Origin of the sequence: Aeromonas sp. FDAARGOS 1402 (assembly GCF_019046925.1) — a bacterium.
Lineage (GTDB): Bacteria > Pseudomonadota > Gammaproteobacteria > Enterobacterales > Aeromonadaceae > Aeromonas > Aeromonas caviae.
This window is the reverse complement of record NZ_CP077201.1, coordinates 2,039,088-2,064,027: the sequence shown is the minus strand read 5'-3', so window position 1 is coordinate 2,064,027 and position 24,940 is coordinate 2,039,088. Positions and strand designations below refer to the sequence as shown.

General features: G+C 61.3%; 23 protein-coding genes and 5 tRNA genes. 20 read left to right on the top strand and 8 right to left on the bottom strand.

The features are described 5' to 3' along the window. The first annotated feature begins 130 nt into the window (after window positions 1-130). The 3 genes from mutY to mltC all read left to right on the top strand — a co-directional run bounded on the left by mutY (window position 131) and on the right by mltC (window position 2,708). Window positions 131-1,216: an A/G-specific adenine glycosylase gene (gene mutY / locus I6L32_RS09910; RefSeq protein ID WP_202016111.1), complete on the top strand. Its 1,086-nt coding sequence runs from the start codon at window positions 131-133 to the stop codon at window positions 1,214-1,216. Continuing rightward, complete coding sequence (locus I6L32_RS09905; protein WP_010675742.1) at window positions 1,213-1,485, top strand: oxidative damage protection protein; 273 nt, start codon at window positions 1,213-1,215, stop codon at window positions 1,483-1,485. Before mutY ends, I6L32_RS09905 begins: the two co-directional genes overlap by 4 nt. Before the next feature lie 119 nt (window positions 1,486-1,604). Beyond that, window positions 1,605-2,708 carry a membrane-bound lytic murein transglycosylase MltC gene (gene mltC / locus I6L32_RS09900; protein ID WP_010675743.1) on the top strand — a complete coding sequence of 368 codons (1,104 nt, stop codon included), beginning with the start codon at window positions 1,605-1,607 and terminating at the stop codon, window positions 2,706-2,708. A 57-nt stretch (window positions 2,709-2,765) separates the two neighbouring features. Here mltC and I6L32_RS09895 read toward each other — a convergent pair whose 3' ends face one another. Next, window positions 2,766-3,146 carry a YgiW/YdeI family stress tolerance OB fold protein gene (locus I6L32_RS09895; RefSeq protein WP_039040598.1) on the bottom strand — a complete coding sequence of 127 codons (381 nt, stop codon included), beginning with the start codon at window positions 3,144-3,146 and terminating at the stop codon, window positions 2,766-2,768. A gap of 234 nt (window positions 3,147-3,380) precedes the next feature. On the opposite strand from I6L32_RS09895, the gene I6L32_RS09890 reads away from it, so the two are divergent. Together I6L32_RS09890 and ompA are read left to right on the top strand one after the other, a co-directional pair. After that, window positions 3,381-4,388 (top strand): SGNH/GDSL hydrolase family protein, encoded by a 1,008-nt coding sequence (locus I6L32_RS09890; protein ID WP_119197792.1) that lies wholly within the window; start codon window positions 3,381-3,383, stop codon window positions 4,386-4,388. 279 nt (window positions 4,389-4,667) lie between these two features. After that, the gene (gene ompA / locus I6L32_RS09885; RefSeq protein WP_216945020.1) at window positions 4,668-5,699 is read left to right on the top strand and encodes a porin OmpA; all 1,032 of its coding nucleotides are present in this window, start codon (window positions 4,668-4,670) and stop codon (window positions 5,697-5,699) included. A gap of 55 nt (window positions 5,700-5,754) precedes the next feature. Here the strand turns inward: ompA and I6L32_RS09880 are convergent, their stop codons facing one another. Genes I6L32_RS09880 through I6L32_RS09870 form a run of 3 tightly spaced genes read right to left on the bottom strand, consistent with a single transcriptional unit; the run spans window position 5,755 to window position 9,234 of the window. Then, window positions 5,755-6,324 carry a membrane integrity-associated transporter subunit PqiC gene (locus I6L32_RS09880; protein WP_216945019.1) on the bottom strand — a complete coding sequence of 190 codons (570 nt, stop codon included), beginning with the start codon at window positions 6,322-6,324 and terminating at the stop codon, window positions 5,755-5,757. Further along, on the bottom strand, window positions 6,324-7,970 hold the full coding sequence (pqiB, locus tag I6L32_RS09875; RefSeq protein WP_069651939.1) for an intermembrane transport protein PqiB: 1,647 nt from the start codon (window positions 7,968-7,970) through the stop codon (window positions 6,324-6,326). The genes I6L32_RS09880 and pqiB overlap by 1 nt, the downstream gene beginning before the upstream one ends. Continuing rightward, window positions 7,963-9,234 (bottom strand): paraquat-inducible protein A, encoded by a 1,272-nt coding sequence (locus I6L32_RS09870; protein ID WP_041211730.1) that lies wholly within the window; start codon window positions 9,232-9,234, stop codon window positions 7,963-7,965. The genes pqiB and I6L32_RS09870 overlap by 8 nt, the downstream gene beginning before the upstream one ends. A 176-nt stretch (window positions 9,235-9,410) precedes the next feature. Between I6L32_RS09870 and hfq the strand changes: the two genes are divergently transcribed. Further along, window positions 9,411-9,770, top strand: a complete 360-nt coding sequence (gene hfq, locus I6L32_RS09865; RefSeq protein ID WP_039040603.1) for an RNA chaperone Hfq — start codon at window positions 9,411-9,413, stop codon at window positions 9,768-9,770. Window positions 9,771-9,906: 136 nt separating this feature from the next. Here hfq and I6L32_RS09860 read toward each other — a convergent pair whose 3' ends face one another. From I6L32_RS09860 to dapA, 3 genes are all read right to left on the bottom strand, one after another. Further along, complete coding sequence (locus tag I6L32_RS09860) at window positions 9,907-10,497, bottom strand: HAD family phosphatase (protein ID WP_216945018.1); 591 nt, start codon at window positions 10,495-10,497, stop codon at window positions 9,907-9,909. A 136-nt stretch (window positions 10,498-10,633) separates the two neighbouring features. Further along, window positions 10,634-12,280 (bottom strand): diguanylate cyclase, encoded by a 1,647-nt coding sequence (locus tag I6L32_RS09855; protein ID WP_119197280.1) that lies wholly within the window; start codon window positions 12,278-12,280, stop codon window positions 10,634-10,636. 95 nt (window positions 12,281-12,375) lie between these two features. Next, on the bottom strand, window positions 12,376-13,248 hold the full coding sequence (gene dapA / locus I6L32_RS09850) for a 4-hydroxy-tetrahydrodipicolinate synthase (RefSeq protein WP_039040606.1): 873 nt from the start codon (window positions 13,246-13,248) through the stop codon (window positions 12,376-12,378). A gap of 278 nt (window positions 13,249-13,526) precedes the next feature. Here dapA and rsmC point away from each other — a divergent pair, with 278 nt between their 5' ends. The 9 genes from rsmC to I6L32_RS09805 all read left to right on the top strand — a co-directional run bounded on the left by rsmC (window position 13,527) and on the right by I6L32_RS09805 (window position 18,508). Beyond that, a complete protein-coding gene (rsmC, locus tag I6L32_RS09845; RefSeq protein WP_053288787.1) occupies window positions 13,527-14,555 on the top strand; it encodes a 16S rRNA (guanine(1207)-N(2))-methyltransferase RsmC in 1,029 nt (342 codons plus the stop codon). Between the two features lie 150 nt (window positions 14,556-14,705). Further along, a complete protein-coding gene (glgC, locus tag I6L32_RS09840) occupies window positions 14,706-15,923 on the top strand; it encodes a glucose-1-phosphate adenylyltransferase (RefSeq protein ID WP_010675755.1) in 1,218 nt (405 codons plus the stop codon). Further along, complete coding sequence (gene glgA / locus I6L32_RS09835) at window positions 15,913-17,373, top strand: glycogen synthase GlgA (RefSeq protein WP_119197279.1); 1,461 nt, start codon at window positions 15,913-15,915, stop codon at window positions 17,371-17,373. Before glgC ends, glgA begins: the two co-directional genes overlap by 11 nt. 116 nt (window positions 17,374-17,489) lie before the next feature. Then, a tRNA-Leu gene (locus tag I6L32_RS09830) sits at window positions 17,490-17,575 on the top strand. 55 nt (window positions 17,576-17,630) lie between these two features. Further along, window positions 17,631-17,716: transfer RNA gene (locus tag I6L32_RS09825), tRNA-Leu, on the top strand. A gap of 45 nt (window positions 17,717-17,761) precedes the next feature. Continuing rightward, window positions 17,762-17,847 (top strand) — tRNA-Leu (locus tag I6L32_RS09820). 45 nt (window positions 17,848-17,892) lie between these two features. Then, window positions 17,893-17,978 (top strand) — tRNA-Leu (locus tag I6L32_RS09815). Between the two features lie 71 nt (window positions 17,979-18,049). Continuing rightward, window positions 18,050-18,135, top strand: a tRNA-Leu gene (locus tag I6L32_RS09810). Window positions 18,136-18,235: 100 nt separating this feature from the next. Then, on the top strand, window positions 18,236-18,508 hold the full coding sequence (locus tag I6L32_RS09805) for a late competence development ComFB family protein (protein WP_029314828.1): 273 nt from the start codon (window positions 18,236-18,238) through the stop codon (window positions 18,506-18,508). Here I6L32_RS09805 and I6L32_RS09800 read toward each other — a convergent pair. Next, window positions 18,505-18,714: a hypothetical protein gene (locus tag I6L32_RS09800; protein WP_043152850.1), complete on the bottom strand. Its 210-nt coding sequence runs from the start codon at window positions 18,712-18,714 to the stop codon at window positions 18,505-18,507. The two genes, I6L32_RS09805 and I6L32_RS09800, sit on opposite strands and share 4 nt — an antisense overlap. A gap of 300 nt (window positions 18,715-19,014) precedes the next feature. On the opposite strand from I6L32_RS09800, the gene nhaC reads away from it, so the two are divergent. From nhaC to I6L32_RS09775, 5 genes are all read left to right on the top strand, one after another. Continuing rightward, a complete protein-coding gene (gene nhaC, locus I6L32_RS09795; RefSeq protein WP_216945017.1) occupies window positions 19,015-20,424 on the top strand; it encodes a Na+/H+ antiporter NhaC in 1,410 nt (469 codons plus the stop codon). 105 nt (window positions 20,425-20,529) lie between these two features. Further along, window positions 20,530-21,453, top strand: coding sequence for a LysR family transcriptional regulator (locus I6L32_RS09790; protein ID WP_043152857.1), 924 nt, complete (start codon window positions 20,530-20,532; stop codon window positions 21,451-21,453). 195 nt (window positions 21,454-21,648) lie between these two features. Next, window positions 21,649-22,794, top strand: a complete 1,146-nt coding sequence (locus I6L32_RS09785; protein WP_043152863.1) for an ABC transporter substrate-binding protein — start codon at window positions 21,649-21,651, stop codon at window positions 22,792-22,794. A 161-nt stretch (window positions 22,795-22,955) separates the two neighbouring features. Then, entirely contained in the window at window positions 22,956-23,969 is a 1,014-nt protein-coding gene (locus tag I6L32_RS09780; RefSeq protein WP_119197278.1) for an ABC transporter ATP-binding protein, read from the top strand. Next, the gene (locus I6L32_RS09775; protein WP_216945016.1) at window positions 23,966-24,934 is read left to right on the top strand and encodes an ABC transporter permease; all 969 of its coding nucleotides are present in this window, start codon (window positions 23,966-23,968) and stop codon (window positions 24,932-24,934) included. Before I6L32_RS09780 ends, I6L32_RS09775 begins: the two co-directional genes overlap by 4 nt. Window positions 24,935-24,940 lie beyond the last annotated feature (6 nt).

Sequence of the window (24,940 nt, the reverse complement as noted above, 5' to 3'; positions counted from 1 at the left end):
CCGCCCATTCTGAGGGAGCCCGAGAGCTCCCCTTTTTAATCAATAACCTACACTCGACCTTTGCCATGCGCCGGGTCGAGGATCGCCCTCCTGATGGCGGGCGGACTTATCATCAGAACATGAGTACACTGTGAGCCACTCAGACAACACCACCTTCGCCACCCGCATTCTGGACTGGTACCAGATCCACGGCCGCAAGACCCTGCCCTGGCAGCAGGACAAAACCCCCTACCGGGTCTGGGTCTCCGAGATCATGCTGCAACAGACCCAGGTTGCCACTGTCATCCCCTATTACGAGCGGTTCATGGCCCGCTTCCCCGACGTGCTGGCCCTGGCCAACGCCCCCATCGACGAGGTGCTGCATCACTGGACCGGGCTTGGCTACTACGCGCGCGCCCGCAACCTGCACAAGGCTGCCCAGCAGATCCGCGATCTGCACGGCGGCCTCTTTCCGGAACAACTGGAAGAGGTGATGGCCCTGCCCGGCATCGGTCGCTCCACCGCCGGGGCCGTGCTCTCCCTCTCTCTGGGCCAGCCCCACGCCATCCTGGATGGCAACGTGAAGCGGGTACTCACCCGCTGGCTGGCGCTGACGGGCTGGCCGGGTCAGAAGCAGGTCGAGCACGATCTCTGGGAGCTGGCGACCCGCCTCACCCCGCGCGTCGGGGTGGCCCAGTACAACCAGGCCATGATGGACATGGGGGCCACCGTCTGCACCCGCAGCAAGCCCGCCTGCGAGCGCTGCCCGGTGCAGGCCGATTGCCAGGGGCTGTCGCAGGGCAACCCCACCGCCTACCCTCACAGCAAGCCGAAGAAGAGCATTCCGGCACGCAACGGCATTATGCTGATCATCCGCCACGGCGATCAGCTGCTGCTGGAGAAGCGTCCGCCGCAAGGGATCTGGGGCGGGCTCTACTGCTTCCCGCAGGTGGAATCCCTCACCGAGGTGACCGGACGACTGCGGGAGTTGGGGCTGGAGGATGCCGCCTATCAGGAGCTCGCTGGATTTCGTCACACTTTCAGCCACTTCCACCTCGATATCCGCCCTTTGCTGATCGAAATGGCTGTTCCGCCCGCCCCCCTGCTCATGGAAGCGGATACCCGACTCTGGTATAACTTACGCCATCCTGCCGAGGTGGGATTGGCGGCGGCCACGGCCCGTCTGCTCGCCTACCCGGACTTACAACCAGACTTGCAACCACAGAGGTCAACATGAGCCGTACCGTATTTTGCCTGCGCCTGAAGAAAGAAGCGCCGGGTCTCGATTTCCAACTCTACCCCGGTGAACTCGGCAAGCGGATCTTCGACAACATCAGCAAGGAAGCCTGGACCGAGTGGCAGAAGAAGCAGGTCATGCTGATCAACGAGAAGAAGCTGAACATGATGAATCTCGAGCACCGCCAGTTGCTGGAAAAAGAGATGGTCAGCTATCTGTTCGACGCGGGTGAAGTCCAGATCGACGGCTACACCCCTCCCAGCCAGTGAGCGGGAATCGAGTCAAAGGGCCAGCGTCCCCCTGAGTCGTCGACATGCCGCAGGGTGACACCAATCCTGGCTCAGGCCAGTCAGTGACGGGCGGCCCCACCGCCCGGTTTGAGGATCTTATGGGTCGTTTTTTTGGGCTGCTGTGCGCCCTGCTGTTTCTCTCTGCCTGTTCATCCACACCCCAGACCAGCGGGAGTGGCGATGATGATCTGGTCAACGGCAAGGACGTGCGCGGTTTTGAACACATGATCAGTGCGCTCTCCCATAACGTGAACGAGATATGGGGGCGCGAGGCGCTGTTCGCGGGCAAGTTTGACTACGTCAAATACACGGATCAGTACAAGAGCCGCGCCCACATCGATTTCTCCAGCGGTCACATCATGGTGGAGACCGTCTCGGGTCTGGATCCCCGTGCCCACCTGCGTCGCGCCATCATCGAAACCCTGCTGACCCCGGACGATCCGGCAGAGGTCGACCTCTATTCCGACCGTGAGATCATGCCAGGTGGCGAGCCCTTCCTCTATGGCCAGGTGCTGGACAACCAGGGACAAGCGATCCGCTCCAGCTGGCGTGCAGAGCGTTATGCCGACTATCTGATCGCCAACGCGATGAAGAAGCGCACCCTCGGGATCCGCAACATCTTCTTCATCGACATTCCCATGGTGGCCAACCACGAAGACAGGCGCGGCTACAAATACGCCAGCATCATCCGCGACGCCTCCCGCAAGTACGGGGTCGCCGAGAGTCTCATCTACGCGGTGATCAAGACCGAGAGCAGCTTCAACCCCTATGCGGTCAGCCACGCCAACGCCTATGGCCTGATGCAGGTGATCCCGGCTACCGCTGGGCGGGATGTCTATGTGAGGGTCAAGGGCAAGGATGGCCAGCCGACCAGGGAAGATCTGTTCAATCCGGCCTACAACATCGATGTGGGGACCGCCTACCTGCACCTGCTGCAGACCGTCTATCTGGCGGATATCCAGGATCCCCAGTCCCGCCGCTATGCGGTGATCTCCGCCTACAACGGTGGTGCGGGAGGGGTGCTCAACACCTTCTCCAACGATCGCAAGGCGGCCCCCGGCATGATCAACCGCCTCTCCCCCGAGGCCGTCTATCAGGTGCTGACCGAACAGCATCCCAAGGCAGAGGCTCGCCGCTATCTCTACAAGGTCAATCAGGCCGAGAAGGGGTTCAAGCGAACCGTCGCAAGCCGGGCTGGCTGATGGCATGCAAGAAGGGCGCTCCTGGAGCGCCCTTCCCATTTACTGTGGCCTGAAAACTTACTTGGCGATGAAGCCACCCTTGCTCAGGGGCGCTGCCCCCACCTTCTCCAGGTGTTCCACCTCGACTTCGGTCTTGTTCCAGCTGTGGTCCACCTCGCCGCGCACGCGGATCAGATCGTCAGGGCCCACCTCGGTACCGCGCCACACGTCACCATCCACCTCCACTTCCACCTCGCCGCTGTCGTCACGGAACAGGTAGTTTTCGCCACCCAGGTGTTTGACCAGCTTGCCTTCCAGGGTCACCCACTGATCATCGGCCACGTCTTTCAACTGGGCGACCGATACCTTGTTCTGCTCCTTGGGGCCGGTGTAGGCCGCCATGGCGAAGGAAGAGACGGACATCAGGGCCACCAGGGCGATTGCTTTTGCGTTGTTCATTTCATGCTCCTGTCTTTGCGGTATGAGGGCATCTTGCCCGGGGGCGCGTGAAACAAACGTGAAGCCTCCCCATTCAGGGAGGAGTGATGTGATCGCAAGCGATTAAATGGCCACGGCATGCTGCAATAATGTATTCGAGTGGATACCTTTTCACCTGGCCATGCGGGTTCCCAGCCCGCCGCCATCGAGGAACAGCCCGCAGGCCCGCCCTGCCCCATCCATGAGAACAGCTACATGAACAAATGGCTTTTGTGTTTATTGGGACTCTTCGCCCTCACGGTCCATGCCGCCGAGACGCGTCCCCCCTTCTCCCGCATCGTGATGTTCGGCGACAGCCTCTCCGACACCGGCAAGATGTACACCAAGATGCGCGGTTACCTCCCCTCCAGCCCTCCCTACCATCAAGGCCGCTTCTCCAATGGCCCGGTCTGGCTGGAGCAGCTCACCCAGCACTTCCCGGGCCTCGCCATCGCCAACGAGGCGGAAGGGGGCGCCACTGCCGTGGCCTACAACAAGATCTCCTGGAATCCCAAGTATCAGGTCATCAACAACCTGGATTACGAGGTGACCCAGTTCCTGCAAAAGGACAGCTTCAAGCCCGATGATCTGGTGATCCTCTGGGTCGGTGCCAACGATTACCTGGCCTATGGCTGGAACACCGAGCAGGATGCCAAGCGGGTGCGCGACGCCATCAGCGATGCGGCCAACCGCATGGTATTGAATGGCGCCAAGCAGATCTTGCTGTTCAACCTGCCGGATCTGGGCCAGAACCCCTCGGCCCGCAGCCAGAAAGTGGTCGAGGCAGCCAGCCATGTCTCCGCCTACCACAACCAGCTGCTGCTGAACCTGGCACGCCAGCTGGCCCCCACCGGCATGGTGAAATTGTTCGAGATCGACAAGCAGTTCGCCGAGATGCTGCGCGAGCCGCAGAACTTCGGCCTGAGCGACACCGAACACGCCTGCTATGGCGGCGGCTATGTGTGGAAGCCGTTTGCCTCCCGCAGCGCCGCCACCGACAGTCGGCTGGCCCCCTTCAATCCCGAGGAGCGCCTTGCCATCGCCGGCAACCCCCTGCTGGCTCAGGCCGTCGCAACGCCCATGGCGCGCCGCAGTGCGGGCGAGCTGAACTGTGAAGGCAAGATGTTCTGGGACCAGGTCCACCCCACCACAGTGGTACACGCCGCCCTGAGCGAGCGGGCTGCCGCCTTCATCGAACAGGAGTACGAATTCCTCCCTCGATAACGGAGGCCATCCTGCCAGGGCCGGCGCTTCGCCGGCCCTCTTGCCGACAAGGGCAAGCAACCCCATATGACACCCATCACAGATTCGAGTCACGGTTCCCCGGCGGTCTTCTGTCTCCACTATGATGCAGATGGATATCACAATATGTTTTATATCAGTTGCTTGTAGATCGAGAAAAGCGAGCTACGTTTAAACGTGTTGTGGTCGAACACAGGCCCAACCCACGAGGCGAGGCGACATGAATTCGCGCTCCCCACACACAAGATTGCAGAGGCATCTATGAACAAAACACTGATTACCTTGCTGGTTTCAGGCTTGCTTGCGGCCAACGCCCAGGCAGCCGGACAAGACAACACCTGGTATGGCGGTGCCAAACTGGGTTGGTCCAACTTCTACGGTGTCGATGAGAGCAATTCCATCGCCATCACCGACAAAGACGACGATGAAGTCGGCGCCGGTGCCTTCGCCGGTTACCAGATCAACCAGAATCTGGGTGTCGAACTGGGTTATGACTACCTTGGCAAGCTCAAGTACAGCGGCACCCGCAATGGCGCGGCCTTCAATGACTCCGTGCAAGCCCAGCTGGCCCAGCTCACGCTGAAACTGGGGTTCCCGGTTGCGGACAATCTGGACCTTTACGGCCGTGTCGGGGGCGGCTATGGCTGGACCGACAGCGATCAGCTGGAAAACGACAGCCGCTTCACCTTCGTCGGCGCGCTCGGTGCGGAGTATGCCCTGAGCCTGGATTGGGCAGCCCGCCTCGAATACCAGTACAGCACCCCGTATGGCAGCCGTGACGATACCGGCCTGCGCATGGACAACGGCCTGCTCTCCCTGGCCGCCGTCTATCGCTTCGGTCAAGTTGCACCGGCTCTGCCGGTCGCAGCTCCCGTCCCCGCGCCCGAGCCCGTGATGGTCGACAAGCAGTTCACCTTGAGCTCGGACGTGCTGTTTGACTTCAACAAGGCCACCCTCAAGCCCCAGGCCGGGCAGGCGCTGGATACCCTCTACAGCCAGATTGAAGAGGCCAGGCCCAAAGACGGGTCGGCCACCGTCATCGGCTATACCGACCGCATTGGCTCCGAGGCCTACAACCAGAAGTTGTCCGAGCAGCGTGCCCGGACCGTGGCCGATTACCTGATTGGCAAGGGCCTGCCGGCCGGCAAGGTCAATGTGGAAGGGCGTGGCAAGCAGTCTCCCGTCACCGGCGACAGCTGCACCAGCAAATCCAAGCGTGAGCTGATCGTCTGCCTGGCCCCGGATCGCCGGGTAGAGGTCAAGGTACAGGGCATCTCGGAAGTACAGCAATAACGACGACCCCAAACAAAACGGGAGGCCATGGCCTCCCGTCTTTTTTTATGCTTCCTCAGATGCGCGTGCGCACATCCGCCGCAATCTGATCGAGCAACAGTTGCCAGCCCTGTCCCAACTCGTTCACCAGGGCGCCATACCCATCGGCAGGCAGCACCCGCTCCTGCAGGAAGGGAACATCTCTCAACACGACCCCCTCCTCCGTCAGCAGGCGCCAGCGACCGCTGAGCAGGGCGCGGCCGTCGTGCCGCCCCTGGAAACGCTCGACCGAGATGCTCAGCACAGGCCCCTTGCGGGCCCCGTCCTGACGCACCACCCAGCCAGGCAAGCGGCTGGAGAGGCCATTGAGGGTCAACTGGTTCAACTGGGCATCGAGGGAACCTGCCCAGCGATGGTACTCGGCAAAGTGCAGCTCCTTGCCCTCCAGCTGATAGACCAGGCTCATCCGGTCAAGCTGACCGGACAGGGCGACGGGGCGCAGCACCAACTGGTGCTGCGGCTGCGCCGTGGTGACACTCGACGGCGCCGTGTCGGCATCCAGCGAATAGTAATGCAGCGTCGTCGGCGCACTGCCACATCCCGCCAGCAGGCCCAGCAAGGCCAGCGTCATCATCCGTTTTTTCATCATTTTCCTCGCTTGGGCTCGGGATCCCGCGGACGAGCGCGGTCAAAGATCAACGAACTCGGCTGCTCGTTCAGTGAATGGACCAGAGGTTGCAACTCGCTCATCAGCTGGTTGAGGGATTGCACCGACTGACGCAGCTCCTGATTGGTCTGGGAACCGGCATCATAGGTCTGCAACGTCTCCTGCAACTGCTTGAGGCTCTGGTTGAGGGAGGCCGGCAACTGCTGGGTCGACTGCTGGCCGGTAAACTGCTCCAGATTCGCACTCACGGCACTGACATGCTTGAGCGTCTTGTCCAGTGTCATCAGGGTGCTGTTGACCTGAGTGAGGGTGGTGGCCATGTCCATGTCGACGAACTTGTCGAGGATGAGGTTCACCTTGCGTTCGATCTGATCCAGCCCGGCTTGGGCAGTCGGGAAGACCTGATAGCCCGCCATCTTGAGCGGCTGATAGACAGGCGCATCCGGATAGAAGTTCAGATCGATCACCTTGCCCCCCGTCAGCAGGCTGGCGGTCTTGAGGCTAGCCCTCAGCCCTTCCTTGAACTGCTTGTTGAACAGGGCCCGCCACTGCTCCTTCTCCGCATTGGCATAACGGTGGGAGAGACGCTGCACCTCGATGCGCGCCAGCACCGGGATCTGCCGGCTCTTGAACAGCTGGACGCCCTTGTCGTCGATGAGATAGGGAGCCGAGATGACGGTACCGACCCGGATGCCGCGATACTGTACCGCCGCGCCGGGATGCAGCCCACCCACATCATTGTCGAACAGGAAGACATAGTCGATGAACTGATCCAGGCTACCGGCCAGCACGCTCTCCTCGTCCTTGAACAGCACGAACTCGTCGTTCTGTTTCACCGGCTCCCCCGGCAACCAGCCGGGAGGCAGCCCCATGGTGATGCCGCCGTTGATCAGGCTCTCCAGCGAGTCCATCTTCACCTTCATCCCCTCGCTGCTCATGGAGACCTCGAAGCCGGGCGTCAACCAGAACCGGGAGTTGCTGCTCACCAGTACGTCATAAGGCGCGTTGATGAAGAGCTGGTACTGCATCTCGCTCTTCTCGGGCAGGAACTTGGCCTCTTCGACCTGGCCGATGGTGAATCCCTGATAGCTGATGGGGGAACCCGCGCCCAGCGCGTTGGCATCCCGGCTGGACAGGGAGAGTCGCAATCCCTTGGCATCCAGGGATGCCAGGGGTGGCCTGTCCAGCATGGCGTATTCGCTTCGCGCCCTGCCCTTCTTGCCGGGAGAAAGCTCGATATAGGCACCGGAGAGCAAGGTGCCAAGACCGGAAACGCCCTCACGCCCGACCCTGGGCTTGACCACCCAGAACTGGCTGTCTTTCTTGAGCATGCCGGCGGCGGCATTGGTCAGGCGAGCCTTGAGCACGGCATGGCTGTAGTCCTCGCTGAGCTCCACCGTCTCGATACGGCCCACCTCCACTTCACGAGAACGGATCACCGTCTTGCCTGCCACTATGCCCTCGGCGGTCGCCACCGTCAGGGTGAAGCTCGGCCCTTGTGAATACCAGTGCTGGAACAGCATCCAAGCGCCGATGAAGAGCGCCAGCAAGGGCACCATCCAGATAGCGGCAGCCGAACTCATGAAATCAGAGCCCGGTTTCCACCTTGTCTTACGCTCACTCACGTTCGCGTTCTCCTTGTTGTAAATCCCAGATCAGGCGGGAATCGAAACTCATGGCAGCCACCATGGTGACCAGTACGACCCCGGCAAAGGCGACGGCCGCAGGGCCAGGGTAGATGGTCATCAGATTGTCGAGCCGAATGAGACCGGCCAGGATGGCCACCACGAAGACGTCGATCATCGACCAGCGCCCCACAAATTCGGTCATGCGATAGAGTTTGAGCTTGCCGAGGGGAGATGCCCCCTGGCCGCGCTGCACCACGTAGCAGAGCCACAGCAGCGCCAGGATCTTCACCAGCGGCACCACCACGCTGGCGAAAAAAATCACCGCGGCAATCGGGTAGGAGCCCATGGCCCACAGCAGCACCACCCCGCCCATGATGGTCGAGGGGCTGTCATCCCCCAGGAACACGGTGTCCATGATGGGATACAGGTTGGCTGGGACATAGAGGATCACCGAAGTGATCAGCAGGGCCCAGGTGCGGTTCAGACCACCCGGCTTGCGGCTGTGCAGGTGATCCCCGCAGCGAACGCAACTATGGGCATCCTGCTCGTTCAGGGCGCCGCAGATGTGACAGCCCACCAGACCGCACGACAGGGCGCTCTCCTCGGGATCCAGCTCCCTCGCCGCCGTCGGGCCGAACAGCCGCTGCCACAGCCACATCCGATCCAGGGAGGAGATCATCTTGATGAGCAGCAGGGTGTAGCCAACGAAGGCCCAGAACGACAGCCCCATCTTGATGTCGGCCATCCCCATCAGCTTGACCAGCGAGATGAGCACCCCGATGAGGAAGACGTCCACCATCAGCCAGGGCTTGATCCGGCACAGCAGGCGGCCAAGGGAGCGCAGGGCCTTGCTGTGCAGATCCTTGTCCAGGCGCCACAGCACCAGCATGATGGAGCCGATATAGACCAGCGGCAACCCGATCAGGGTAATGCTCAGCACGGCCCCGAGGAACAGGTAGCCTTGATCCACCAGGGTGGTGATGCACTGCAGGAAGGTCATCTCCTGCCCCACCCCCTTGGCCGAGAACGACATGAAGGTAAAGGCGTTGGAGAGCACGAACATGATGATGGCCGCAAAGCCATAGGCGATGGGCCTACGCTCCTGCTCCGGCAGATGACGAGTCAGGGTATGGCCGCAGCGCGGACAACTGCTCGTCTCCCCCACGGCCAGCTCGGTGGCCGGCACCAGCAGGTCACACTCTTCGCAGGCGGTCGCGTCATGGGTATAGGTGGGTGGATGTTGGTGTGAAACCGGATGCAAGATAAGACCCCAGCATGAGGCCCGCCACGGGGCCAGAGCCGCCAATTATTGCAGCAGCGGCCCCTGCCGACCAGCCCTGTCGTTATCCATCCTGCCCGGGTGTGAGAATGACTTTGACAAGGCAGTGACCATTTAGCACAATCAAACGCCACTTTTTTTCCGCGGGACAATAATTTATGACAACTGAATCCCCAAGCTACTCCACTATCGAGCAGGCCTTCTCCCTCGGGAACGGGCAAGATTCTGCCCTCAACTGGTTGCGCAAAAACCGTAGCCAGGTCGCCATCTTCCTGGTGAGCGGCATCAAGCTAGAGGGGACCATCAGCGGTTTTGACCAGTACAGCGTGCTGTTGACCGATGCCCATGGCAATCAGCAACTGGTCTACAAGGCCAAGATTTCCACCATTGCCATGCACTCCGGCCGTCCTGCCGTCAGCATCCAGCGGGCCCGCAAGCCACGGGTTTCCATGGCACCGCGCCCCCATGGCGCCCCCAGCCGTTATGACGACAACCAGGGTGGTGGCAGCGAGCAGTAAATCTCGCCCCCGCCCATCCTGACGGTGTTGCTGCGTCAGCCAGTGACATCTGCTCCCCACTCTCATGTTTCGCCTGTCCCGTATGAGAGTGGGGCTTCTCTCCCGAGCCGGTTGTTGACCCGCTCGTCTTCGTCACTCAGCAGGTCAACCCGACCGGTTTTCCCTCTCTGACCATGCAGACCTGCATGCCGGCCGCTTCACCGGCCTGCGCGCCTATGCCCGTGTCCTCGAACACCAGACATTGACCGGGCTCGATCCCCAGGCGTCGCGCCACCAGCAGGAAGGTGTCTGGATGGGGTTTGTGCAGCTCCACGTCGTCGGCGGTAACCACCACGGGGAAATACCGATCCAGCCCTGTGTTGCGCAGCACCGCTTCGGCATTGATACGGGGGGAGCCTGTCCCTATGCCCATGGGGAGCCGGCCGTGATAGCGTTCCACCAGATCCAGCATGGCCGGGAAGGGGGTGGCCTTGTGCAGGTTGGCGACATAGTGTTCGGTCTTGCAGCGTGTCACCACCAGGGGATCCAGCGCGATCTGCTGCACTTCGGCCACCAGCAGGGCTATCTTGCGGCTGGGCATGCCTCCCAGCTCATAAAACCAGTCGGCGTCGAACCGAAAGCCAAACTCGCGGGCGGTGTGCTCCCAGGCGGCCAGGTGCAAGGGCATGGAGTCCACCAGAGTGCCGTCGAGGTCGAAAACCAGGCCTTGAAATCCGGATAGGGTCATGGTGCAGGATCTGTCTGTGAAAAATGGGCCCCCATTCTAGCCAGAGCGCGGGCGCATCGCCATGCGCCAGATGGCGAGAAACGCTTGCCACCTCATTTATACAGGGCGATGCCAGGAAGCAGCCCCCACGCAGGTGTCAGCGATAGGCCAGGGTACAGGCCCGCCCTTGTGATTTGGCGTGATAGAGTGCCTGATCCGCCTGATCGGTCAGGGTTTGCCACTCCTTGTCCGATGACGGAACCAGATAGCTGAACCCGATGCTGACGGTGAGTGTCGCCGCCACCCGGGAGGCCGGATGGGGAATCTGCAAGGCGTCAAGGCCGTGGTGGATCTGCTCCGCCAGCCGCTCCGCTTCTCCCGGCTGCGGTGAACACAGCAGGATGACAAACTCCTCCCCCCCATAGCGGGCCACCAGGTTGGTGCGCCGCCGCTCGGTGTCCTGCAGCAGTGCCGCCACCCGCTGCAGGCACTGATCCCCCTTGCCGTGGCCGAAGTGATCGTTGTAGGACTTGAACTCGTCCACATCGATCATCAGCACCGCCAGCACCCCCTGATGGCGGCGAGCCCGCTCCCACTCCCGTTCCATGGTGATGTCCCATTGGCGGCGGTTGGCGATGCCAGTCAGGGGATCTTCCAGAGACAGCAGGGAGAGGCGCCGGTTGGCCTCCTCCAGCGCCCGGTTGGTATCGGCCAGTTGCCGGGTCCGCTCCTGCACCCTCAGCTCCAGCTCCCGATTGAAGCGCTCAAGCTTCTCCTGGGTGCGCTGGCGGATCAGCAACTGGGAGAGCACGGCGGCATACTGCTTGAAGATCTCGCTCTGATACGCCTTGAGGGGGCGCCGCCAGAGCAGGTTGTCGGCGGCGATCCAGCCGATGGGGGTACTCCCGTCCCAGAGCGACACCATGGCGTTCCAGCCGCGACCCACCTCCTGCTTCTCGTAATAGAGAGGCGTGTCCTCCAGCACCAGGACATAGTCCTTGCGACGCAGCGCCTCCTGCACCGTGGGATGATCCGGAATGGGGCTGATGAAATGGCGCTCGTCGATGAGCTCACCCGCCTCGTTGGTACCCCAGGTACCGTGCATGGTCTTGAATTCACTGTCAGTCAGGAAGATGGCGATGCGATCGAACTGCAACTCCTGGCGGGCCAGTGCCACCGCGTCGTGCAGCAAACGATCCTCGCTCTCGCAGCGGGAGAGCTTGACCCCCACCTGATGCAGCGCCTGCAGCATGCTGAGGAAAGAGTCCTGCAGGGCCTGGCTGCGCACGAGGTCTGCCTGGGTGTGGAGCCGCTGATCCCGCTCCAGATCCACCTGTCCCGCGAGTCGCCGACTCTCGAGCTCGGCGGCGAGATAATGCATGAGCAGCTGGATGCTCTGCTGCTGGCGTCTTGGCAGGCGATCGAGACGACGGCGGGTTTCCAGATAGACCACGGCCTCCAGCCCCTTGTGACGCTTGAGGGGGAAGCTGGCGCGCAGGCGCGGGATCTCGGGTTCGACGCTCTCCCTCTCCCAGATGGCACGGGTCGGCGCGATGGGCTCCACCAGCAACTGGCCGAGCGCAAGGGAACGTTCGATGAAGAGGATGGGCAACTCGAGGGAAGAGAGGATGTCAGCGCTCAGGCAGAGCAGACCCTGTTCCGGGCGATAGTGATAGAGCTGGGGCGTCGGAGCACGCAGCCACAGATAGATCTGTTCAGCCTCTGTTTTTTCCCTGACCGCAGACAAGGTCACTTCACAGAGATGTTCAAAACTGGTGAAGTGCTCCGGATCCCATTCTTCCATGCCAAATCATCCTTGGTTGTATCCAAGCGAGTATATCGGCAAAGCCCGGCCATTAATTGACCGGGCAATCAAAAGCGAGATCCAGAGCCCAGTTTTTACAACAGATTCAATGCCTGCATGGCACTGCGGATGCGCTCGCGGGTGGCCTCGGAGAGCGGCATCACCGGCAGACGGCACTCTTCGCTGCACAGACCCAGCAGGGAGACCGCATACTTGGCCCCTGCGGGGCTCGGCTCGGCGAACATGGCCTGGTGCAGCGGAATGAGCTTGTCCTGCAATTCGCGGGCAGCTTGCCACTCACCGGCCAGCGCCAGGTTCTGCACCTCGGCCACCAGCTTGGGGGCCACGTTGGCCGTCACCGAGATGCAACCCTGGCCACCACCGATGTTGTAGGCCACGGCGGTGGCATCTTCACCGGAGAGCCAGGCAAACGGCTTCTTGATGAGCTGGCGTTCAACCCAGGGGCGGGCCAGATCACCGGTGGCATCCTTCACGCCGGCAATGCGCGGCAACTCGGCCAGACGGGCCAGGGTCGCCGGCTGCACGTCAACGATGGCGCGGGGCGGAATGTTGTAGACGATGATGGGTTTGGTGGTGGCGTCATGCACCGCCTTGAAGTGGTGGTAGAGCCCTTCCTGATTGGGGCGGTTGTAGTAACCGGCCACATGCAGGGTGGCATCCGCTCCCATCTGCTCGGCATAGCGGGTGTATTCAATGGCTTCAACCGGGTTGTTGGAGCCTGCACCTGCGATCACGGGAATGCGCCCGGCCACCAGCTTGACCACCAGCTCCACCACGCGGCAATGCTCATCGTGGGTCAGGGTCGGGCTCTCCCCGGTCGTGCCGACCGGCACTATGCCATGGGTTCCCTGCTCTATGTGCCACTCTACCAGGCGAGCCAGTGCGGCCTCGTCCAGCTGGCCCTGTCGAAATGGGGTGATCAGGGCAACTATCGAACCTTGAAACATGGGATTTCCTTCTCCTAAACAGATGGATTGGTCAATAAAAAGCCCCGGTACGGGAGTCGCTACCGGGGCTTGAATCGTCTCAGGGATGAGAGGTTACGTGCGCACGCCAGCAGGCCCGATTGTCAGGCTGTGTTTATGCTTTCGTTTCGATACGCATGACCGCATTGCATCATCTCTGGGTAAATAAGGCGTCTGGGCATATTTCGGGAACACGGCATAAATGTCAAGGCGAAAGCGGCCATGTATAATGGCCGCCCAAAAATGCGTGGAGAGACCCAATGAGCCGTCCTGTCAGTGCCGTCAGTCAGATGCTGGAACGTAACCAAGCCCTCTTTGTCGGCAAGCGGCTGTTGGTGTGCGGTGCCCTGGAGGATGATTATCCTCGTCAACTGGCCGAGTTGGCACAAAGCCTGACCGTCTTCACCACGGATTACTGCTATTACCGCAGCCAGCAGGCTGCTCTGGGAGACGCCATCCTGTTCGATCACCAGCTGGGGGGCGCCCCCCGATTCGATGCCCTGCTGCTGCTGATGCCCAAGGCCAAGGCCGAGGCGCAATACCTGCTGGCCATGATGACGCCGCTGCTCGAAAGCGGGGCCGACCTGTTCCTCGCCGGCGAGAACCGGGGCGGCATCAACGGGGCAGACAAGCTGCTGGCACCTTATGGCGAGAAACCGATCAAACGCGACTCTGCGCGCCGCTGCTCTCTCTACCACGGCACGTTCGACAAACCGGTTGTCCCCTTCGAGCTGGACGCCTGGTTCAGTCGCTATGAGTGCCAGGCGGGCGACACCACCCTGACCGTCATGGCCCTGCCCGGGGTCTTCAGTGCAGACGGCCTGGATCTCGGCACCCAGATGCTGCTGGCGAGCCTCCCCCCCGTAACGGGCAAGCTGCTCGACTTTGGCTGCGGCGCCGGCGTCATCGGTTCCGTGCTGGCCAAGCGCAACCCGGCCCTGGCTGTCACCATGGTGGATATCAATGCCCTGGCACTGGAGTCCAGCCGCCGAACCCTGGCGGTCAACGGTCTGAGCGGACGTGTTCATGCCTCCGATGTCTATTCCGACATTGCCGAAACATTCCAACAGATTGTCTCGAATCCCCCCTTCCATGCCGGGCTCAAGACCTTCTACGCCGCCACCGAAACCTTCCTGGCAAAGGCACCTGAGTACCTGACCGCAAATGGCGCCCTGACCATAGTCGCCAATGCCTTCCTGCGATACCAGCCTATACTCGATGCGCACTTCAAACAGACCGAGGTGATCGCGGGCGATGCCAAATTCAAGGTGTATCTGAGCAAAGCTTAAAGAAGTGCAACGGTTGTAATAAAACAAGTAGAGAGTGCCAGACGGGATCTGTTAAGGTACCAAGAAAACGTTTACCACCCCTTTAGGGGTGTTTTTTTCGCAGCGACATGAAAACCTTTTCAACATCATGATCTCAGGGAGAGAACGACGATGGCAGGCATACTCACCATGATACTGGCAGGCGGTGAAGGTACCCGACTGCAACCGCTGACCACCACCCGCAGCAAACCCTCCGTACCCTTTGGCGGCAGTTACCGGTTGATCGACTTCGTGCTCAACAACTTCGTCAACGCCGACTTCCTGCGCATCTATGTACTCACCCAGTTCAAGTCCCAGTCCCTTTACCTGCACATGAAGAAGGGCTGGAACATCGTCGGCATCACGGATCGCTTCATCGACCCCATTCCGGCCCAGATGCGAATGGGCAAACGCTGGTATGACGGCACCGCAGACGCCATTTATCAGAACCTGCGCTTCATCGAGATCTCCGACCCCGAGCACGTCTGCATCTTCGGCTCCGATCACATCTACAAGATGGACGTGAGCCAGATGGTGAGCTTCCACAAGCAGAAAGCGGCCGCCCTGACCGTCGCGGCACTACGCATGCCCATCGAGGAAGCAAGCGCCTTCGGGGTGATCGAGGTGGATCAGGAAGGGCGCATGATTGGCTTTGAAGAAAAGCCCCGTCACCCGAAACACATCCCCGGCGACCCCACCCAGGCCCTGGTCTCCATGGGTAACTACATCTTCGAGACCGAGGCCCTCTATCGGGAGCTCAAGCGGGATGCCGCCGAGGAGAACTCCAGTCACGATTTCGGCAAGGACATCATTCCCAGCCTGTTCCCCCGTGCCCCCGTCTATGTCTACGACTACAGCACCAACGTGATCCCGGGCGAGAAGCCCAACGTCTACTGGCGCGATGTGGGGACGCTCGACTCTTACTGGCAGGCACACATGGACCTGGTGGCCGACGATGCCCCCTTCTCTCTCTACAATCGCAAGTGGCCGCTGCACACCCATTACCCGCCCCTGCCCCCCGCCACCTTCATCGATACCGACGACTGCAAGGTCAAGATCGCCAACTCCCTGATCTCCGGTGGCTGCTTCATTCAGGGCAGCCAGATCCAGCGATCCATACTGGGATTTCGCTGCAACATAGGCCCCTGCAGCCACATCAGTGAATCCGTGCTGCTGGGGGATGTGAAAATCGGCGAAGGTTGCTCCATTCGCCGCGCCATCATCGACAAAAACGTTGAAATTGCACCCGGCACCGTGATCGGTGAGAATCTGGACCATGACAGAGAGCGGTTTACCGTATCCGAAGGCGGTATCGTCGTGGTACCTAAGGGAGCAAGAGTTGGCTATTAACCCACTGAAAATCCTGTTTGTAGCCTCGGAGGTTGAGGGGCTGGTGAAGACCGGGGGCCTGGCAGATGTGGCCAAGGCCCTGCCGCAGCATCTCGCCCGTCAGGGGCACGATGTGCGCATCATTATGCCCTTCTACAAGACCATCAAGCGCCGGGACGAGGCCACCCTCCTCGCCTCGCGCTGGCTCCCCACCCCCCAGGATCGCAGTGATATCAGCTATCGCATCCATCAGCTGGAACTGGACGGGATCTGCGTCTATCTGCTCGATTGCCCGCACTATTTCGACCGCCCCCAGCTTTATGCCGAGAACAACCAGGCCTATCCCGACAACGGTGAACGCTTTGCCTTTCTGGCCGCAGCGGCCCTGCATGCGTGCGAACAGCTGGGTTTCGCTCCCGACATCGCCCACTGCAACGACTGGCACACCGGTCTGCTGCCGCTGCTGCTGAAAACCCGTCATGCCCACAACCCCTTCTTCCAGCGCACCCGGTCGGTCATCAGCATTCACAACGCGGCCTTTCAGGGCGTGTTCGATCGCCAGCAGTTCTGGGCCGTGCCGGAAATCCACGACTACGAGCAGCGCATCAACTACGACTATGGTCACATCAATCTGCTCAAGTGCGGTGTGCTCTATGCAGACAAGATCAATGCGGTCAGCCCCAACTACGCCAGCGAGCTGCTGACGCACCTGGGCGCTCACGGCATGGCCAGCGTATTCCAGCAGCGGGCAGCTGACCTGCGTGGCATCCTCAACGGCTGTGACTATCAGGACTGGGATCCCGCCTTCGATCCTCTGTTGCCCGCCACCTATGATGCCGACAACCTGGATGGCAAACACACCTGCAAGCGCATCCTGCAGCAGGAGACGGGGCTCCCCGTCGGCAACCTCCCCATCTATGGCATGGTGTGTCGACTGACCGAGCAGAAAGGAGTACACCTTCTCATCCCGGCGCTGGACAAGTTCTTGCAGCATCAGGTCCAGGTGGTAATTGTGGGCTCCGGTGATCCCTCTCTCGCCGCCCAGTTGCAAAGCATTGCCCAGCAGCATCCCGACAAGTTTGCCTTCATCAATGCCTATGACGACCGTCTGGCCCACCTGGTGGAGGCCGGCGCCGACTTCTTCCTGATGCCTTCTCTGTTCGAGCCATGCGGGCTCAACCAGATGTACAGTCTGGCCTATGGCACCCTGCCCCTGGTGCGGGCCGTCGGCGGATTGAAAGATACCGTCGTGGACTGGGATGCTGACCCGGCGAATGCGACCGGTTTCTGCTTCAACGATCCCACTGCCAGCACCTTGCTCGATGCCATGCGCCGCAGCCTGCTCCATTATCTGCAGGAGCCGGCACGTTTTGCCCGTGTGCAGCACCACGCCATGAACACCCGCTTCGACTGGGCAGACTCCGTCATCCTGTACGAACAGATGTATCAGGATGCGCTGGCCACCGTCTGACGCCGATTGCTGAAGTTTTGTGCCCTTGGCACGCCTTTATCCGTCAACAGCGAAAAAAGTCCCCTTTGGCTGTTGACGCCCCCCCAAAACTCTATAGAATCCCCCACCGCAGTGATGCGAAGGTGGCGGAATTGGTAGACGCGCTAGCTTCAGGTGTTAGTGTCCCACGGATGTGAGGGTTCGAGTCCCTCTCTTCGCACCATACTGCAACATGCTCTTATCAGACGGCATGTAAATTCAGACTGATAACCCGATGTGCGAAGGTGGCGGAATTGGTAGACGCGCTAGCTTCAGGTGTTAGTGCCCCCCGGGTGTGAGGGTTCGAGTCCCTCTCTTCGCACCATGCTTTTATCAGACAGCATGTAAATCCAGACTGATAACCCGATGTGCGAAGGTGGCGGAATTGGTAGACGCGCTAGCTTCAGGTGTTAGTGCCCCCCGGGTGTGAGGGTTCGAGTCCCTCTCTTCGCACCATGCTTTTATCAGACAGCATGTAAATCCAGACTGATAACCCGATGTGCGAAGGTGGCGGAATTGGTAGACGCGCTAGCTTCAGGTGTTAGTGCCCCCCGGGTGTGAGGGTTCGAGTCCCTCTCTTCGCACCATGCTTCTGGCATGTAAAACACAGAAAATGCGCTCCAACCGCATTTAAAAACCAGCTGGAGAAAATCAGTGTGCGAAGGTGGCGGAATTGGTAGACGCGCTAGCTTCAGGTGTTAGTGTCCCACGGATGTGAGGGTTCGAGTCCCTCTCTTCGCACCATCATTCTGCAAAGGCCCGTTACGAGAGTAACGGGCCTTTTGTGTTTTCATGCCCCATGGCTATGCTGTTGAAGATGCTACGCCACCACGGGGGTTTTCCCATGATCCTGGATACCGATATTCACAACTTCTATGAGCATCTGGTGCTCAAGGAGATAGAAAAACAGGGGTTGGCTCGAACATTGACCCCCTATCAGCTGGCAGACCTCTGCTGCCTGACACTCAACCAGCTTCCTTCCCACTATATCCGCCACGATGTCGACATGATCTACTTCACGACAGACGCCGAACGCAGCGAGATGGAGAAGAAGGTCATCGCCTCCCTGCGCCAGGCCTACGACAAGATCCAGGCCGTCCCCACTCGCCAGGCTTAATGCCAACCCTGCTGCCAGAGCAGAGTGACGACCCCTGTCATTCCCGCAACCGGCAGCAGGATCAACACCGGTCTCAGCCTGGGTTCCAGCATGACCCAGGCAGCCAGCAAGAACCCCAGGCTCCAGAACCCGTATTCCTTCTCCTGACCCCAGACCAGCACCGCCAGAAGGGCGGCCAAGATCAGAGCGCGTGCTATCCAGTTCATTGGCATTGGTCCGAAAAAACATTAATGATAACTATTATCATCTTTGGTGTTGCCATCTGCAATCGAACTTGCCTATGGATCTCCGGCTATCAAACGGTGTCGATTGAACAGTGAAAAATGCCGATTAGATCAACTATTTTGTGGGATTTTAAAATTTTAAAGCTGTTTTGCCGAATGAGCAGGGATTTTACACCTCCGCTTTATGGTAGATTGCGCCCTCTTTTGGTAAGCCTCTCGGGATCGACGCATCCGCAGGACGAGAGGGGCTGACCTTGGCGAGCAAGAGTTTAGGGAGCGTCTATGCAAAACCAACAACACCACATCCGATTGCCGGGCATGTCGCAAGTATTTGCCTGCCTAGCCATTTTCCTGGCCCTGGCCTTCTCCTTCACCAGCGTGCTGGATCTGCCAATCCAGCTGGCACTGTTCATCGCCTGGTTCGTCATCATGGGACTCGGCATCAAGCTCGGCCATGATTACAAATCCCTGGAACAGGCGGCAGTCGACGGCGTCGCCAAGGGGATGGGGGCCATCCTGATACTGATCTCCGTCGGTGCCCTGGTGGGCACCTGGATTGCCGGCGGCATCGTCCCCAGCATCATCTACTTCGGCCTCAAGGTGATACACCCCTCCATCTTCCTGCTGGCGACCCTGATCATCTGCTCTCTCACCTCGCTGGCCACCGGCACCTCCTGGGGCTCGGCGGCCACCGCCGGCATCGCCATGATGGGTATAGGCCACAGCCTGGGGGTACCCGCGCCGCTGGTAGCCGGTGCCGTGCTCTCCGGCGTCTACTTCGGTGACAAGCTCTCCCCGCTCTCCGACTCCGTGGTGCTGGCCTCGACCATGTCCAACGTCGACGTGATGGAACACATCAAGGGGATGCTGCCCATCAGCCTGTTCTCCTACGTCATCACCGCCGCCCTGTTCACCGTGGTCGGCATGCAGTACTCCGGCAACGTCAGCCTGGAGCAGGTCAATCTGGTGATGGACGCCCTCGACAAGCAGTTCAACATCACCCCCATGGCCATAGTGCCCGTGGTGCTGGTGCTGGGCCTGTTGGCCAACCGCAAGTCCGCCTTCCCGGTGATCAGCTTCGGCGCCTTGCTGGGTCTTGTCTGGGCCATCGTCTTCCAGGACATGGATCCGGTGAAGGCGATGCACTCCGCCTACAGCCCGTTTGCCATCACCTCAGGCGTCGATTTCATCGACAACATCCTGGGCCGTGGCGGCATGGAGTCCATGCTGGGTTCCGTGGCCGTCATCATCTTCGGCTTGGGCTTCGGCGGTCTGCTGGAAAAGGTCGGCATCCTCTCCGTCATCGCCAGTGCCTTCGAGAAGCGCATCAACAGCGCCGGCAGCCTGACCAGCCACACCATCGGCACCGCCTTCCTGGCCAACGTGTTCGGTTCCGCTATGTATGTATCGCTGATCCTGACCCCCAAGATCATGGCCAAGAACTACGACAGACTGGGGCTTGCGCGCAAGAACCTCTCCCGCAACGCCGAGTTTGGCGGCACCCTCACCTGCGGCATGGTGCCCTGGAGCGACAACGGCATCTTCATGGCCGGGGTACTGGGGGTAGCGACCCTCGACTACCTGCCCTACATGTGGCTCAGCTTCACCTGCATCATAGTGACCATCACCCTCGCCTATCTGGGCAAGGGAGTGAACCGTGTACCGGTCACAGAGGCGGTGACAACCCGCTAATTTCCGTAAAAACAACGACAAAGGCGCCATCACGGCGCCTTTTGTCTGGGTGCGATTCGAGGTTAAGCTGGCACTCACCTTGATCGCACGTGGCAGGACGCCCAGATGAACTTCACCTTTCGCCAGATCCGCTATTTCGTGGCGGTGGCCGACAGCTTCTCGGTGAGCCGGGCAGCCGCCGAGCTGCACATCTCCCAGTCGGCGGTCACCAGCGCCATCCGCGAGCTGGAGACCGAGCTCGGCGCCGCCCTGTTCGAGCGCAATCCGCGCGGGGTCAGCCTCACTACCCAGGGCCACCAGTTTCTGCTGCACGCCCGTCGCATCCTCGGCGCCATGACCGAAGCCAGCCACTCTCTCAAGGCGGTAGCCCAGCAGGATCAGGGGCGGCTTACCATAGGCGTAACCACGCTGGTGGCAGGCTACTATCTGTCGGAGGCCCTCGGCCGCTTTCGCCGCGCCTTCCCGGCGGTGCAGATCGAGGTGAAGGAGGATGAGCAGCCCTATCTCGAGCACCAGATCGTCAACGGTGAGGTGGACGTGGGGATCCTGATGACCAACCGCACCATCCGCCAGGAGGCGTTCGATACCGAGCTGCTGACCCGCTCGCCGCTGCGGGTCTGGCTCGCCGCCAACCACCCCCTCTGCGCCGAGTCGACCCTCTCCCTCAAGGCGCTCGGCGAGGAGCCCATGATCTCGCTGACCGCCGACCAGCTGGACCAGATCATCGGCGGCGGCCTGCGCCGCTACGGTATCGCGCCGCGCATCGTGCTGCGTACCGCCTCGGTGGAAGCGGTGCGCAGCCTGGTGGCGAGCCAGCTCGGGCTCGCCCTGCTGCCGGACTTTGCCTACCGCCCCTGGTCCCTGGAGCAGGAGCGGGTCGAGGCCCGCGCCATCAAGGAGCCCATCCCCGCCATCGACATCGGTCTGGTGTGGCGGCGCGGCTCGCGCCTTGACTGGGCCGCACGCGAGTTCATCGACATCGCCAGAGATCAGAGCCGGCTGCGGGCCCGCCAGCACCTCCCCCGCTAGGACTGAGCCTGAACAGCCGTGACTCCGGCAAAAAAACAGATTCATCTGCACTCGATATCGATTTTGCAGATACCAAAGCCGTTAAAAATTGAAATTCTCATTGCTCCCGGCTTCTCCTACGCTCATGGCTGGTTAACAGGATGTTAATGCCTACTGTGGCGCCGCCACGGTTGCCAATCATGCAAGGAGAGCAAGATGAAATTGACCCCTCTGACCCTGGCCCTGATCCCGGTGCTGCTGGCAGGCCAGGTCCAGGCTGCCCCCACCACCCTCGGCAAGGGTGAAGGCCAGCTCAACATCGTGGCCTGGGCCGGCTACGTGGAGCGCGGCGAGACCGACAAGAACTACGACTGGGTCACCGGCTTCGAGAAAGAGACCGGCTGCAAGGTCAACGTCAAGACGGCCGCCACCTCGGACGAGATGGTGGCGCTGATGAACGAGGGAGGCTTCGATCTGGTGACCGCCTCCGGCGACGCCAGCCTGCGCCTCATCGCCGGCGGCAAGGTGCAGGTGCTCAACCTGGCGCTCATCCCGAGCTACGGCAAGATAGACCCCCGCCTGCAGAATGCCCCCTGGCACACGGTAGACGGCAAGCACTACGGCGTGCCCTACCAGTGGGGCGGCAACATCTTGATGTACAACACCAAGGTGTTCCCCAAGGCGCCCGACTCCTGGAGCGTGGTGTTCGAGGAGCAGACCCTGCCGGACGGCAAGTCCAACAAGGGGCGGGTGCAGGCATTTGACGGCCCCATTCACATCGCCGATGCGGCCCTCTATCTGATGAGCCACCAGCCGGCGCTCGGCATCAAGGATCCCTACGAGCTGAACGAGGATCAGTACAAGGCCGCCCTCGACCTCCTGCGCCAGCAGCGCAAGCTGGTCGGGCGCTACTGGCACGATGCCTTCGTCCAGATCGACGACTTCAAGAACGAGGGGGTGGTGGCCTCCGGCTCCTGGCCGTTCCAGGCCAATACCCTGATCGCCGACAAGCAGCCCATCGCCACGACGGTGCCCAAGGAGGGCGTCACCGGCTGGGCCGATACCAGCATGGTGCACAGCGAGGCGAAGAACCTCACCTGTGCCTATCAGTGGCTGGAGCACTCCCTCAACAACAAGCTGCAGGGGGATCTCGCCTCCTGGTTCGGCTCCGTGCCCGTGGTACCGGCCGCCTGCGAGGGCAATGCCCTGCTCGGGAAAGAGGGGTGCAAGACCAACGGCATCGACAACTTCGATCGGGTTCACTTCTGGCGTACCCCTGTCTCCCAGTGCAAGAGCCAGGGAACCTGCGTGCCCTACTACCGCTGGGTCTCGGACTATATCGCTATTCTGGGTGGCCGCTGATGCTGGTAGAACAAGGCCATATCCCAGCGGCAGGGAACCTGCGTGCCCTACTATCGCTGGGTTTCGGACTATATCGCCATCCTGGGTGGCCGCTAAGACCGGATAACCAGATGGGGCCGGACAGGAGTCCGGCCCGCTTCCCACACAGACAAGGACGTCCCATGAATGCCGTACAATTTGACCGGGTCAGCCGCCACTATGGCGAGGTGAAGGCGGTCGACGACATCTCCTTCCAGATCCCGGCCGGCGAGTTTTTCACCCTGCTGGGGCCGAGCGGTTCCGGCAAGACTACCTGCCTGCGGATGATCGCGGGCTTCGAATACCCGAGCGAGGGGGAGATCCAGCTGTTTGGCGAGCCCTGCTCCACCGTGCCCCCCTACGATCGCAACCTCAATACCGTGTTTCAGGACTATGCCCTGTTTCCCAACATGGATGTGCGCGACAACATCGGCTACGGCCTGATGCTCAAGGGCGTCGCCAAGGCGGAGCGTTACCGCAAGGTGGACGAGATGCTGGAACTGGTGCGCCTGCCCGGCGTCGGCAACCGCAAGCCGGGCCAGCTCTCCGGCGGCCAGCGCCAGCGCATCGCCATCGCCCGGGCACTGATCAACCAGCCGCGCATCCTGCTGCTGGACGAGCCGCTCGGGGCCCTCGACCTCAAGCTGCGCGAGCAGATGCAGCTCGAACTGAAAGCCTTGCAGCGCCAACTCGGCATCACCTTCATCTTCGTCACCCACGATCAGCAGGAGGCGCTCTCCATGAGCGACCGCATCTGCATCTTCAATCAGGGCAAGATCGAGCAGATTGCCGCGCCGGATACCATCTACGACGCCCCCGCCACCCCCTTCGTCGCCCGCTTCGTCGGCACCGTCAACCTGTTCGAGGGGGAGCAGGCCCGCCGTCTGTGCGGCGATGCTCAGCAGATGATGGTGCGCCCGGAGCGGATCCGCCTCGCCGAGGCCGGCACACCGGGCTGGTCAGGGGAGGTGCGCGAAGTGGAGTACCTCGGCCCCTTCGTGCGCTACCGGGTCGATCTTGGCGAGCAGCTCGAGCTTATCGTCAACCACCCCAACGAGGGCCAGGCCCGTCTGCCCCGTGGCGCCCGGGTCAGCCTCAGCTGGCCGGAGCAGGCGATCCATCGCCTGCACACCGCCCCTCTGGGAGCTCAACCATGAGCGCCCCCCACTGTGCGAGCCTTGCCATGAGCCAACCCACTGCCCCCCTCTCCTATCGGCCGCTGCGGCGCCTCTCCACCCTGCTCTACGGGCGGCCAGGTCTGTTGCTGGCCATCCTGCTCGGGCCCCCCCTGATCTGGCTCGGCATCATCTATGTCGGCTCCCTGCTGATGCTGCTCTCCAACGCCTTCTTCGGGCTGGACGAATTCAGCGGCCAGATCCGCCACGAGCTGGGGCTGCAGAACTTCGTCGCCCTGCTGCGGGCGGAGAACCTGGACGTGATCCTGCGCACCGTCGGCATGTCGCTGCTGGTGACCCTGGCCTGTGCCCTGCTCGGTTTTCCGATCGCCTACTACATGGCGCGCTACACCAGCGGCAAGACCCGGGCCCTGTTCTACGTCGGCATCATGCTGCCGCTCTGGTCCAGCTATCTGGTGCGGGTCTACGCCTGGAAGCTGATCCTGGCCAAGGAGGGGGTCATCAGCTGGCTGGCAGACACCCTGGGGCTGGACTGGCTGCTGGACGCCATCCTCTCGCTGCCGGTGATCGGGGGGCCGTCGTTGTCGTTCTCGCGCATCGGCACCTTCATCGTGTTCGTCTACGTCTGGCTGCCCTTCATGATCCTGCCCATCCAGGCTGCGGTGGAGCGGATCCCGCGCTCCTTGCTGGAGGCGAGCGGCGATCTCGGCGCCACCCCGGCCCAGACCTTTCGCACCCTGATCCTGCCGCTGGCCCTGCCCGGCGTGGTGGCGGGCTCCATCTTCACTTTCTCCCTGACGCTGGGGGACTACATCATCCCCGGCATCATAGGCAACTCCACCATGTACATAGGTCAGGTGGTCTACATGCAGCAGGGCACGGCGGGCAACCTGCCCTTCGCCGCCGCCTTCTCGCTGGTGCCGATCCTCATCATCGCCATCTACCTGACCATCGCGAAACGCTTGGGGGCCTTCGATGCGCTCTAATACTTC

Coding starts and splice junctions, on each gene's coding strand:
- I6L32_RS09905 (WP_010675742.1), top strand. CDS start 1,213: ATGAGCCGTACCGTATTTTGCCTGCGCCTGAAGAAAGAAGCGCCGGGT.
- mltC (WP_010675743.1), top strand. CDS start 1,605: ATGGGTCGTTTTTTTGGGCTGCTGTGCGCCCTGCTGTTTCTCTCTGCC.
- I6L32_RS09895 (WP_039040598.1), bottom strand. CDS start 3,146: ATGAACAACGCAAAAGCAATCGCCCTGGTGGCCCTGATGTCCGTCTCT.
- I6L32_RS09890 (WP_119197792.1), top strand. CDS start 3,381: ATGAACAAATGGCTTTTGTGTTTATTGGGACTCTTCGCCCTCACGGTC.
- ompA (WP_216945020.1), top strand. CDS start 4,668: ATGAACAAAACACTGATTACCTTGCTGGTTTCAGGCTTGCTTGCGGCC.
- I6L32_RS09880 (WP_216945019.1), bottom strand. CDS start 6,324: ATGAAAAAACGGATGATGACGCTGGCCTTGCTGGGCCTGCTGGCGGGA.
- hfq (WP_039040603.1), top strand. CDS start 9,411: ATGACAACTGAATCCCCAAGCTACTCCACTATCGAGCAGGCCTTCTCC.
- I6L32_RS09860 (WP_216945018.1), bottom strand. CDS start 10,497: ATGACCCTATCCGGATTTCAAGGCCTGGTTTTCGACCTCGACGGCACT.
- I6L32_RS09855 (WP_119197280.1), bottom strand. CDS start 12,280: ATGGAAGAATGGGATCCGGAGCACTTCACCAGTTTTGAACATCTCTGT.
- dapA (WP_039040606.1), bottom strand. CDS start 13,248: ATGTTTCAAGGTTCGATAGTTGCCCTGATCACCCCATTTCGACAGGGC.
- rsmC (WP_053288787.1), top strand. CDS start 13,527: ATGAGCCGTCCTGTCAGTGCCGTCAGTCAGATGCTGGAACGTAACCAA.
- glgC (WP_010675755.1), top strand. CDS start 14,706: ATGGCAGGCATACTCACCATGATACTGGCAGGCGGTGAAGGTACCCGA.
- I6L32_RS09805 (WP_029314828.1), top strand. CDS start 18,236: ATGATCCTGGATACCGATATTCACAACTTCTATGAGCATCTGGTGCTC.
- I6L32_RS09800 (WP_043152850.1), bottom strand. CDS start 18,714: ATGAACTGGATAGCACGCGCTCTGATCTTGGCCGCCCTTCTGGCGGTG.
- nhaC (WP_216945017.1), top strand. CDS start 19,015: ATGCAAAACCAACAACACCACATCCGATTGCCGGGCATGTCGCAAGTA.
- I6L32_RS09790 (WP_043152857.1), top strand. CDS start 20,530: ATGAACTTCACCTTTCGCCAGATCCGCTATTTCGTGGCGGTGGCCGAC.
- I6L32_RS09785 (WP_043152863.1), top strand. CDS start 21,649: ATGAAATTGACCCCTCTGACCCTGGCCCTGATCCCGGTGCTGCTGGCA.
- I6L32_RS09780 (WP_119197278.1), top strand. CDS start 22,956: ATGAATGCCGTACAATTTGACCGGGTCAGCCGCCACTATGGCGAGGTG.
- I6L32_RS09775 (WP_216945016.1), top strand. CDS start 23,966: ATGAGCGCCCCCCACTGTGCGAGCCTTGCCATGAGCCAACCCACTGCC.